The 12583-nt window shown below is 31.4% G+C and carries 10 protein-coding genes and 1 tRNA gene; 9 read left to right on the top strand and 2 right to left on the bottom strand.

Features of this window, described 5'->3' with window-relative positions; genetic code table 11:
* Positions 1-44: 44 nt before the first annotated feature.
* Positions 45-116: transfer RNA gene (locus BN4220_RS18045), tRNA-Glu, on the bottom strand.
* A 444-nt stretch (positions 117-560) separates the two neighbouring features.
* Between BN4220_RS18045 and trpS the strand changes: the two genes are divergently transcribed.
* The 4 genes from trpS to BN4220_RS18025 all read left to right on the top strand — a co-directional run bounded on the left by trpS (position 561) and on the right by BN4220_RS18025 (position 4424).
* Entirely contained in the window at positions 561-1565 is a 1005-nt protein-coding gene (trpS, locus tag BN4220_RS18040) for a tryptophan--tRNA ligase (protein WP_066719870.1), read from the top strand.
* 252 nt (positions 1566-1817) lie between these two features.
* Positions 1818-2486, top strand: coding sequence for a YkgJ family cysteine cluster protein (locus BN4220_RS18035; protein WP_066719867.1), 669 nt, complete (start codon positions 1818-1820; stop codon positions 2484-2486).
* Between the two features lie 219 nt (positions 2487-2705).
* Positions 2706-3563: an AAA family ATPase gene (locus tag BN4220_RS18030; protein ID WP_066719863.1), complete on the top strand. Its 858-nt coding sequence runs from the start codon at positions 2706-2708 to the stop codon at positions 3561-3563.
* Positions 3564-3653: 90 nt separating this feature from the next.
* A complete protein-coding gene (locus BN4220_RS18025; protein ID WP_066719860.1) occupies positions 3654-4424 on the top strand; it encodes a GNAT family N-acetyltransferase in 771 nt (256 codons plus the stop codon).
* Positions 4425-4740: 316 nt separating this feature from the next.
* Here BN4220_RS18025 and BN4220_RS18020 read toward each other — a convergent pair whose 3' ends face one another.
* A complete protein-coding gene (locus tag BN4220_RS18020; RefSeq protein WP_066719857.1) occupies positions 4741-6462 on the bottom strand; it encodes an ATP-dependent metallopeptidase FtsH/Yme1/Tma family protein in 1722 nt (573 codons plus the stop codon).
* A gap of 485 nt (positions 6463-6947) precedes the next feature.
* Here BN4220_RS18020 and BN4220_RS18015 point away from each other — a divergent pair, with 485 nt between their 5' ends.
* From BN4220_RS18015 to BN4220_RS17995, 5 genes are all read left to right on the top strand, one after another.
* A complete protein-coding gene (locus BN4220_RS18015) occupies positions 6948-7415 on the top strand; it encodes a sigma-70 family RNA polymerase sigma factor (protein WP_066719855.1) in 468 nt (155 codons plus the stop codon).
* A complete protein-coding gene (locus BN4220_RS18010; protein WP_066719845.1) occupies positions 7412-8809 on the top strand; it encodes a DUF4179 domain-containing protein in 1398 nt (465 codons plus the stop codon). Before BN4220_RS18015 ends, BN4220_RS18010 begins: the two co-directional genes overlap by 4 nt.
* Positions 8810-9283: 474 nt before the next feature.
* Positions 9284-9820, top strand: a complete 537-nt coding sequence (locus BN4220_RS18005; protein ID WP_066719843.1) for a glutathione peroxidase — start codon at positions 9284-9286, stop codon at positions 9818-9820.
* A gap of 510 nt (positions 9821-10330) precedes the next feature.
* Complete coding sequence (locus BN4220_RS18000; RefSeq protein ID WP_066719841.1) at positions 10331-10771, top strand: MarR family winged helix-turn-helix transcriptional regulator; 441 nt, start codon at positions 10331-10333, stop codon at positions 10769-10771.
* A gap of 274 nt (positions 10772-11045) precedes the next feature.
* A complete protein-coding gene (locus BN4220_RS17995; protein ID WP_066719835.1) occupies positions 11046-12578 on the top strand; it encodes a CAP domain-containing protein in 1533 nt (510 codons plus the stop codon).
* The last annotated feature ends 5 nt before the right edge of the window (positions 12579-12583 follow it).

Raw genomic sequence — 12583 nt, 5'->3', positions numbered from 1 at the left:
AAGTGGATTCACCAAAACTCCGTGAATCCACATAAACACTAGAACAGCCCGTAGGGGAATCGAACCCCTGTTTCCGCCGTGAGAGGGCGGCGTCTTAACCGCTTGACCAACGGGCCTTGCTACGTTTATTATAATACAACATGTGAAAACAAAATGCAAGTGTTTTTTTCAATTTTTTTTAATTTTTTTAATTGTATATAAAATATGTTAAATTTAGTAATTAATATCTAAAGTTTTCTATTGGAAGAGAAGCTATCTATAGATCTATATGATTGACTGCTTTTTTATATCCAGAAAAGAGTTTTCATGGCATTTTATAAGTAATAGCTTTTATTACAAATTTTAATATGATTTTTTCAAAGGACCGAATGATGGCTTCCTTTACAAATTAATATGTCTGTGATAAACTAGCTTAAGACATAAAATTCGTTACACTGAATTACAAACTAGCTTAAGACATAAATACGTTACACCGAATAATAAGATAATTTAAGCTCGTTTTATACATTGGTGTATTAAAAAACGGATCATAGATAATATAAAATAAAGGAAGTATTAGAATGTTAGACGGAAAAAAAATATTATTTAGCGGTATGCAGGCTACTGGTAACCTTACATTAGGTAATTACTTAGGAGCTTTAAAGAATTGGTTAACTTTGAATAACGAATACGAATGTTTTTTTAGCGTAGTTGATCTACATTCAATTACAGTAAGACAAGATCCAGCAGAGTTAAGAAAAAGAGCAAGAACACTGCTTACATTATATATTGCAGCGGGGCTTGATCCTGAAAAAAATTGCATCTATTATCAATCCCACGTTTCTGCTCATTCAGAATTAAGTTGGATTTTAAATTGCTTTACTTATATGGGTGAGCTTAACCGTATGACTCAGTATAAGGACAAGGCAGCAAAACATGCAGATAATATCAATGCAGGATTATTTACCTATCCAGTATTAATGGCATCAGACATCCTTTTATATCAAACAGACGTAGTGCCTGTAGGAGCAGATCAGATGCAGCATCTTGAAATAACAAGAGATATTGCAGAAAGATTCAATAATATTTATGGGGATGTATTTACAATTCCAGAAGCTTATGTTGGAAAAGTTGGAGCTAGAATTATGAGCTTACAAGATCCTACTAAGAAGATGTCAAAATCAGATGAGAATGTAAATGCAAGTATCTATCTATTAGATGATCCTGATACGATTATTCGTAAGTTTAAGAGAGCTGTAACGGATTCAGGAAGCGAAATCCTTTACTCGGATGAAAAACCTGGAATTAGAAATCTTATTGATATTTATAGTGTATGTACAGGTAAAACAGTAGATGAAGTTGTAAAAGAATTTGATGGAAAAGGTTATGGAGAATTTAAACTTGCAGTTGGTGAATCTGTTGTAGATGTACTAAAACCTATCCAGGATCGAATGAATGAACTTTCTAAAGATAAAGCATATCTTGATGGTATTATCAAGGCAAATGCGGAGAAAGCAAATTATTTTGCTAATAAAACACTTAGAAAAGTTCAAAAGAAAATTGGATTCCCTGAAAGAATTCGATAATTTAACCTCTTATAAAAATATAATATAAAATGTTGGAGTTTGTATCTCAACATGAATTATAAAACCGAAAGTCTTACTTCCGCCATTATAGACGGGGTAAGGCTTTTTTAGGTACATAAGAATTTATAGGATGTATTAGCTACTACTTAAAATAGTAAATGAAAACTAGTAAATTAAATATTTTTGTGGCTAGTATGTAAAAAGGATTATGTTATAATATCATAAGAATGATAAAAAGTAGAGGTAAAGATAATGAAAAGATACTGTAGCCTAAGTGAAATATCAGATGGCAATTTATATAATATCAATGATTTAGTACAAGTTAGTTGCAATGGTTGTGGAGGAAATGCGAATTGCTGTCATGGAATGGGAAATTCAATTGTATTAGATCCATATGACATCTATCGTTTAGTAACAAATTTAAATATGACATTTGAGCAATTGCTAATTGATAAGGTGGAATTAAATATTGTAGATGGCTTGATACTACCGAATCTTAAAATGAACGAAATATCAGAACAATGTGCTTTTTTAAATGAGAATGGAAGATGCAGTATACATAGTGTTCGACCTGGAATTTGCAGAATTTTTCCTTTAGGAAGATATTATGAGAATAATAGTTTTCAATATATATTACAAGTTAATGAATGTCCGAATGAGAGTAGAACAAAAGTAAAAGTGAGCAAGTGGATTGATACTCCTGATATAATGGAAAATCAACAATTTATAAACGATTGGCATTATTTCTTAAAGGACATTGAAACTATGATAAAAAATACGCAGGATGAGAAATTAATTAAAAATATAAATATGTATATTCTTAATAGTTTTTATCTAAAACAGTATGATACAAATATTGAGTTTTATGAGCAATTTTATGAAAGATTGAATGAAGCTAAGAAATTATTTTCCCAATTATAAATCGTCCTTTTTTATAAATTACACCTTTAAACACGTGCTGTTATAAAACGTTTTAAACGAATAATTATTATATTATTTTTAAACGAAAATTATAGCATATTTAAAACAAGCTAATATTGTTTAAAATAGAATAATTAAAAATTAACTCATTTTAGCATACGTGTTCTAAACTATATATTTTACATCGGACGAGTTTCATTGTGGAGAAAAGAGGTGACTATGTTATATTTAAATAACTTTACATTTCCAAATGCTGATCAAGAGTTTGATTTTTTTATGTCCATTAAAAGAAAATGCTACGACAGTTTTTATCCATTTCAAGTGTTATCTAAAAAAGAATTAACACAAATAGATTTTGATAGGATTACAATTTTATATGGTGGAAATGGGTCAGGCAAAACAACGGCACTCAATGTAATTGCAGAAAAACTAAATGCAACAAGAGAATCGATTTATAATAAATCGAATTTTTTTGCTCAGTATGTTGATATGTGTGGGTTTGAGTTAGGGACAGAATTGCCAGATGATAAAAGAATTATAACGAGTGACGATGTGTTTGATTACATGCTAAACATACGAACCTTAAATGAAGGGATTGATTCAAAACGGGAGGATCTATTTGAGGAGTATTTACACGCGAAATATTCTGATTTTAAGTATCGCTCCCTAGATGATTATGAAGATTTAAAAAAGGTGAACTTATCTCGTAGTAAAACCCAGTCGAAGTATGTTAGAAAAAATCTCATGAGTAATATCCGTGAAATATCCAATGGAGAAAGTGCCTTTTTATACTTTACTGAAAAAATAAAAGAAAACGGATTGTATATTCTAGATGAGCCAGAAAATAGTCTCTCAGCTAAGAAGCAATTAGAGTTAGTAAAATATTTAGAAGAATCGGCTAGGTTTTTTGGGTGTCAATTTATTATATCAACCCATTCACCATTTATCTTATCGATGAAGGGCGCCAAAATATATGATTTGGATAGCATTCCGGTGGAGACAAAACCTTGGACAGAGCTTGAAAATGTACGAATCTATCATGAATTTTTTAAGAAACATGAAAACGAATTTTATTAATAAAAAATATATAGAAATTTGAAATAAAGTAAAACAAAATATGAAAGTAATAATTATGTATGTTATTAAGAAAGGGGAGAGGAGCAGAAAATGACCAACGAAGAGATTTTAAAAATAGCCATGAACCAGTCTGCGATGGATGCCAATTGTGATGCTGAAGATTTTAGGAAAACTGATAATGTAATAGTAATATCTTCAACAAACGAACATGCACGTAAATATTTAGAACTACCCTTTGATTGCAATCTCGTTTCTTATGGAAATAATATTGTAGCTTCTGTGGACCCTGAAATAAGAGATATTGTAAGTGATTATATAAACAAATATTCCATTGAACATTGCTTTGAAACACCTAACATGCATGTTCTTAATGATGAATTGCAAAAGAAGGGCAAGAGAGTTTGTTTTATGGCAGAATATTTTTTACCAGATATGAATGTTATAAAAGAACTACCTTGTAATTATGAGATTAAAATATTGGAAGCAAGCCAGTTTCAAGATTTATATACTCCTAAGTGGAGCAATGCACTTTGTGAAAAGCGCAAACACCTAGATGTACTAGCAGTTGCTGCATATGATAAGAATCAAATTATAGGTCTAGCTGGATGTTCTGCGGATTGTGAAATTATGTGGCAAATAGGAATTGATGTTTTACCAGAGTATCGTAAGCAAGGCATTGCTTCAGCACTTACAAGTAGAATAGCAATAGAAACACTAAAACGTGGCAAAGTACCATTTTATTGTGCTGCATGGTCTAATATAAAATCAGTTCGTAATGCGATTAAAAGTGGTTTTAAACCAGCATGGGTTGAAATGACTGCGAAAAGTATGGAATTTGTTTCGGAGTTGAATAATTTATAGGCGAGTGAAACAGAGCTGTTTTATCAGTAAAATGAATACTACATGATGGATTTTCTAAACAGGAGCGTAGCTGCAAAATAGAATTGTTTCATAAGTGTGTTCCATGTTTTTTTGTTATACAATAAAATATAACTTCTTTTTACATAAAAAACACTGAGAATTACATTTGAAACTCTGGGAATAACATATGAAACTCTATTTTGCAGCAGTCCCTCTCTGTAATCATACAATCAAACTAATTGCTTACAAATGCAAGTAGTTGAACCAGTGAAATCGACCACATTAAAAAGTCTTTCGTTAACACAATCAATTCAATTTAAGCGCAAAGACGCTTAACATCGTCACCATTTAAAGATTCTTTTTCTAATAATTCATCTGTTATTTTCTTTAAGTGATCAATATTTTCGTGAATCAATTGTTTGGTCTCATCGTATAAATTGTTCATTAGGTCACGACATTTCTCAATAAATTGATGATCTGGAATTTCACCCAGTGCCTCTGTACTGAATAAGCCCATTTCAGAATCCATACCAAATTTACCAAGATAATCAGCGACTAGTGAAGAAGCTTTTTGAATATCATTACTTGCGCCAGTAGTAATTTCATCTGTACCAAAGATTAATTCCTCAGCAATTCTACCAGCAAGTAGTACCTGTATATTTGCTTTTATCTGACGCTTGCTTTGAAACATTGTATCTTTAGGAATGCTTAAATTAAAACCACCTGCACCGCGTACACTTGGAATAATCGTAACTTTGGATAAAAAATGCTCTGGCAATAGTAAGGTAGTTGCTAGTGCATGGCCAGCTTCATGGTATGCGGTAATCTTACGATCACGGTCGGTGATATAACTTCGATCTATTTTAGGAGCACCAGCAATTACTGTATAGAATGCTTTGTCAATATGCTCTTTATGAATTGCTGACTTGTCATCGTTGGTAGCATTAATAGCAGCTTCATTTAAAAGGTTTTCTAACATTGCACCGCTAAAATATACCGTCGACTTTGCTAAATTCTCTAAATTAACGTCATCCGATAATGCTTTTGATTTTGCATGAAGAGATAAAATTTGCATTCTAGCATTTACATCTGGTAGCCCTATTTCAATATGTCTGTCGAAACGGCCAGGACGTAGTAGGGCATCATCTAAAGTATCTAAGCGGTTTGTAGCACCTATTACTATAATTCCTTGATTCTCATGGAAACCAGACATTTCAGTTAACAATGCATTTAGTGTTTGATCTCGCTCATCATTACTAGAAGATGCATTTCTAGAACGTTTTTTACCAATGGCATCTATTTCATCGATGAATATTACAGCTTTTTCATTCTTTTTCGCCTTATTAAATAAATTACGAATTCTACTTGCACCAACTCCAACATACATTTGAACAAAGTCAGACCCACTCATTGCATAAAACGGCACATCTGCTTCACCAGCAATTGCTTTTGCTAGTAATGTTTTACCGGTTCCAGGAGGCCCGTAGAATAATAGACCTTTTGGCATCTTTGCACCTACAGATGCATATTTTTCAGGATTTTTAATAAAGGCAATAATGTCTTCCACCATATATTTCGCTTCTGCATTACCTGCGACGGAAGATAAAGTGATATTTTCTTTCTGTTGTTTCTTTTCCTTGTTGGAATCTTTGATTAAAACGTTACCTCCATTTGATTTACGTATATAAATATAGATACCACCAGCAATTATTGCTATAATTAAAATTTTTCCAGCGATGGATAAAGCACTTTCTTGCCTATAGCTTACACGAACGTCGTTTAATAATAGAAATTCAATAAAGGTATCTGTTTTTGGATTCGGAACAATGTAAACATGGTTGGGATCCTCTTTTAATTTTACCGATAAATCTGATTCATCGTTTGCTAAACTTACTTCCTCCACTTGATTTTGCTCAACTGCTTCCATAAATTTGGTATACGAAAGATCGGATTTATTTTTATTTATAAAATAATTTCCTAGAAGTATAACACTAAGCAGTGTTATACCGGAAAGAATAATCAATAGTTTCTTTTTCATTGCATAACCCCCTAAATTAAAACAAAATAATACAATTTGTTACATATTATTATAACAGATTGCTATTTCATATCTAGATAAAAATAATGGAAGTGTTTTGTGTAGGGGAATGGTGATATTTATTTGCATATGTTAAGATATAATAAATATGGATAAATTTGTATATCATAGTGTCATATTATTAAGTATTTTTATTAATGTAATTTGAATGTCGACAATCGTATCCTTAGAAGCGTATATGCTGATAAATACAAATTGGATATAGAGCTTACATAAGTAGATAAGATTAAAACGGATATAGAGCGTACATAAGTTTACAAGTATAAAATAGATAAAATTATATTTCTGATAATAAGAATAAAGCAGAGAAAAACAAGTTTTAAAAATAAATAGTAAGAAATTTGAAATTAGAAATCAAAACACCATACTTGTGCATCTAATATGTAAAGCTGCATTAGTGGGCGTTAAAAAAGGATGGAAGAGAAATGAATGATCACGAATTCACCATGCGAATAGAAGACTTAAAAACTCGCCTCTACCGAACTGCATTTCTTTACTTAGGAAGTGAAAGTATGGCAATTGATGCGGTAGATGAAGCAGTATATAAGGGCTTAAAAGGTGTGAAAAAGCTAAGGGAACCAGAGTATTTTAATACTTGGATGACGCGTATTTTAATTAACGAATGTAAAATGGAATTAAGACGAAGGAAAAAAGAACAGCCGCTGAGTGAATACCAAGAAAATGTGGCCATCGAATACGATTCATTAGAGTTAAAAGAAGCAATAGGATGTTTACCACAAGAGTTAAAAGAAGTTGTAATTTTAAGATACTTTGCTGGCTACACTTTATCAGAAGCAGCAGAAAGTTTGCAAATTCCTCAAGGAACCGTGGTAACTAGACAAAGAAGGGCGCTACAATATTTGAGATTAGAACTATTAGAGGAGAAATCATGATGAATCGAATGGAAGAATATAAAGAATTAATGTCGGAATTCAATGATACGCCGATTGAACTCAATGATACACTGTTACGTGCAAAAGAAAGAATGATAAAATCACGTATATTCAAGAGTATAGTAGTACCTACTTGTAGTTTGATAGCAGTAACCCTCGTTTTTATCGTTATGGTAAATATATCGCCAACCTTTGCATATGCATGCGAGAAAATACCATTATTAAATGACCTTGCTTCCGCAGTAAAATTCTCACCTTCTTTAAGTGTAGCGGTAGAAAACGAGTATGTGCAATCCATTGATTTAGAGCAAACGAAAGATGATATTACAATGAGAATCGAATATGTTATTGTGGATCAAAAACAGTTAAATGTTTTTTATACCTTATCATCAAAGGAACACACTAATCTAGATGTGCAACCATCGATTAATAATGTTGATGGTACTCCACTGCATGGGTATACACTTAGCTCGAGTTTTTCTTTTGAGGAAAATGATGAAATACGACATTTTACCGTTGATTTTGTAGAGCAGGATATGCCAAGTAAAATGCAAATCGAATGCGAAGTATATGGAGTTAATCCAACATATGAAGCAAACATTTTTGAAGATACATCAAAAAAGGAACAAGAAGAGACAAAAGAGGAGACAAGAAACAGCCATTGGTTTATTTTTCAGTTAGAATTTGATCCATCTCACACAGCACAAGGAAAGACAATAGATTTAAATAAGACTTTTTCATTGGATGGTCAGACATTAACGGCGATTGATGTTGATGTATATCCAACACATATGCAATTAAATCTTGCAGATGATAAAAATAATACTGCGTGGCTTAAATCCTTAGTGTTTTATGTGACTGACGAAAATGGTAACCGTTTTGATACAATAAGTAATGGCATATCTGCAATAGGTTCCGCAGATTCGCCAATGATGGGGTCATACCGAATGGAAAGTAGTTTCTTTTATGAAAGCAAACAATTGAACATTCATATAACAGGAGTAGAATGGATAGAAAAAGATGCACAACGTGTAAAGGTAAATTTAAAAGAACAAACGGCTGATCATTTACCTCAGGGAGTAACCTTTGAGAGTGCTGTAAAAATAAAAAGTGGATGGAAACTAACTTTTTTAAGTAAGATGAGAAAAGAAAATTTCGTTCATCAGATTTTTAAAAGTGATTATTATGATGAAATAGGAAAAGAATATAGTATTAATGGCATTTCTAGTATGTCCGATGATTTAAAAGGCGAAGGTAGTGATGAACAGATCGAAGAACAAATTTTTAAAGTGCAGTTTATGATTGAAGATTATCCTTATGATATTGTATATCTATCACCATCCTATTCATATTTTGTAGAACTAGATAAAACGATTGTAATACAAGTGAATTAAATATAGATATCAAGCAGGAATATCTTCAATCCAAGGGTATTTCTGCTTTTTATTTTATAAGAAGGAGTAATATTTTCTATAGAGAAGACATCATAAAGAAGGCTATATTCGTTAAAAAGTTTAGATGAATTAAAAGAATCCAACATTAAATGTTTATTTTGTGTTGAGAAAAATAGAAGCGCTAAGATGTAGAGAAAGGTTACAGACTCATAAAATAAAGAAATTAAAAAAAATTATGAATTATATTGACATTCTAAATTAATTGATGTATTCTTAAAGCATAGATTAATTGTATACAATTAAATAGAAAGCAATTATAATGAAAATTTAAATAACAATCAGTTATATTTTAGGGGTTAAATATAATACCTCTCAATTATGATTGAATGATATAAATGAAACATAGAATTAACAAGGAATATGAACATAAAATTAAGATAAAGACAGAATTTAGTTGTGTGAAAGGAGTATATTATGAGTATATATGATTTTATAGTGAAAAGAGCAAATGGTGAGGAAGTATCTTTAGAAAAATATAGAGGTAAAGTTGTTTTAATTATGAATTCTGCAACAAGATGCGGATTTACAAAGCAATATAAGGAATTGGAAGATTTATATGAAAAATATGCGGATCAAGGATTTGAAATTTTAGATTTTCCATGTAATCAATTTAGGGAACAAGCACCAGAAAGTGCAGAAGACATCGTGAAATTCTGTGATATTAATTTCGGAATTAAATTCCCAATTCATGAAAAAATAGATGTAAATGGCGAAAATGCGCATCCTTTATTTAAATATCTAAAAGATCAAAAAGGATTTACTGGATCTCTTGAAGGAAACGACATATTAGTATCAATTGTAGAGAGCATGGACCCTGATTATAAAAACAACTCCTCAATTAAATGGAATTTTACAAAGTTCCTTATTGATAAAGAAGGCAATGTTGTTGAACGTTACGAGCCAGTAGATTCTATCGAAGATATTGATAAAAGAATTGAAGGCTTATTATAAAATAAGTAGGATATAGAAGGAAAGTAATATGAATAGATATGGTTTGGGTGTTTTAAAGATTGTAACATTCAAGCCATATCTATTTATTATAAATAACTAAACTTATAAATAACTAAACCAAACGTTAGGATAGTGAGACTAAACCGTATATCTTTTGATTAATAATAACAAATATCTTTTGCTTAATAATAACAAGGATTAATGAATAGAAGTGCCTGCAATAATTTAAATTGATAATATAAAACTATAACTTATGACAATATAGATGACTATTTGGATAATATGCTTTTTTATGAATATACTTCAAAGGATATACCAATTCATTGACAATAATGCGAAAAACATTATAATTGGATAAGATGATCTATAGTTAAAAAAATAATTTGTATCTATTGATAAATGCAGTATAATTATTATTGCATGAGTTGAAAAATTATATTTTAAATCTAAAACTTGAATATAAGCCTACGTGGCTCAGATAAATTAAGAAAATTAGAATTGAGGAATATTATGGAAGATCAAAGGGAAAAAGCTTTACGACTGGAAAATCAGTTATGTTTTGCACTATATGTTTGTTCAAAAGAGATTATTAGAAAATATAAGCCATTATTAGAACCAATTGGCTTAACTTATACAGGATATATTACAATGTTAGCGCTTTGGGAAAAAGATAATGTAACAGTGAAAGAATTAGGCGAACAATTATATTTAGACTCTGGAACATTAACTCCAATGCTTAAGAAATTAGAGCAACAGGGATTATTGAAACGAAAAAGAGGAATGGATGAGAGAACCGTTTTTATAAATCTTACCAAGGAAGGAAAAGAACTTAAAAAAGAGGCACTAGAATTTCCTGAAAAAATGGGTTGTAATTTAAACTTGTCTCTAACAGAATCACAGCAGATGCTTTCAAACTTACACAAGATAATGATTGAGTTAAGCGATAAATAAGTTGTGTAGCATAGTTTTTTCTAAAGGTAGGAAAAAGCTATGTTACACAACTTTTTTTTATATGAGTATGCACTTCCATAAGTGCATACGTTCTTTTGCGTTATGCAAATTTTATGACAGCGCATCAGCACGAGAGGTTACATAGTAGATTACTGGAATTACTTGATATTATTCGACAAATAAAGCTATAATTAGATTAACTATTATATTATTGCATTGTCTAGAATGAAGAAATGTATGCTAAGAGAAATGTTTTACTACTTGGAGGTTAAAAATGAAATTAAAGTTATGTTTAGTTACTCTATTCTTAAGTGCTACGTTAGTTGCATGTAGTTCGAAGAATGAATCGGTTGATTTATATGCACCTGTGGCTGGAACAGAGGAACTAGCATCCCAAGAGCAAGCTCAAGAAAAGATTGATGAAAATAATCAAGAAGAGACAAATCAAGAAGAAACGAATGAAACCTTAGATGAGGACAGTACGAATAATGAAACACAATTAGCAGAGTTTAATAGTGAAGAAGAAAAGTTAGCTCATGAGTTGATTCAGAATTCTATAGCCGATCATGGATATGCAAAAGAACAACAAGAAATACAATCACATTTGACAGAAGAGGGAATCGCACAAGAAGAGCAAGCAATAGTAACGAATATACCTACGATAACAGGTACACCAACGGTAACAAATGCACCTACATCAACGATGGAACCTACCCAAGTACCATCTGTTTCCATACATCCTTCAACTGCTCCAACTAGCGCACCAGATGCTACAATAAAACCAAGTAACACACCAGAGCCTACGAAAGCACCTAGTACTACAATAAAACCAACAATTACACCAGAGCCAACCAAAGCGCCTGGTGCTACAATAAAACCAAGCAATACACCAATACCTACAAAAGCACCTGTTGTTACGGTGAAACCAACTAGTACCCCAGTTCCTACGAAAACACCGGTAAAGCCAACGAGTACACCAACTCCAACAAAGGAACCAAGCCAAACATCAAGTGCAGTGCTTAATGTTCGTGGAACTACTATTAAAATGGGAGAAAGTAAAAGCTCTATTATAGATAAATTTGGTTCACCAAGTCGTATTGATGAGACAGAATATAACTATGAATTTTATGTTTATCCAGGAAATTATAAAAACTTTATGATGATTGGAATTGCAAATAATAAAGTAGTAGCTTGGTATACGGATTCAACTGATTTTTCCTATCAAGGGTTAACAACATCTTCTAAAGTATCAAGCATTAATTCTACCTTTGGTAAAAGTTTATCCTTAAAAAATACATTATCACTAACTGATGATGGAAATTCAATAACATTTTTTATGGATACCATAGGAGATAGTACGATAGATGGTGTATACGTTGCAGATTCCTCTGTAAGTAAAGGAAGTACAACAAAGAGTGTTTTAACTGCTTGGGAAAAAGAAGTTCTTGATTTAACAAATTCATTTCGTGTAAGGAATGGTCTAAGTAGTTTAACCTGGTCATCGGAAGCTTCTACATCAGCCAGACTTCATAGTGAAGACATGGCTAAAAACAATTATTTTTCACATACTGGACTAGATGGTTCAACTCCTTATGATCGTATGAAAGCACAAGGTATTTCATATAAAAGCGCTGGCGAAAATATTATTGGAGGCTATGGAAACGCTATGTTCTCCAATAATGGATGGGTAAATTCCAGTGGACATAGAAAAAATATGTTAAATAGTTCCTTCAATTATCTTGGTGTAGGTTTCGCCCTTGGTGGAACTTATGGTAATTATGGAACACAGAATTTTTTCGGAAAATAATTCAT

The sequence above is a fragment of the Clostridium sp. Marseille-P299 genome, assembly GCF_900078195.1.
GTDB lineage: Bacteria > Bacillota > Clostridia > Lachnospirales > Lachnospiraceae > Lachnoclostridium.
Note: the sequence above shows the minus strand (reverse complement) of the source record. Positions and strands in the feature narration are given on the sequence as shown.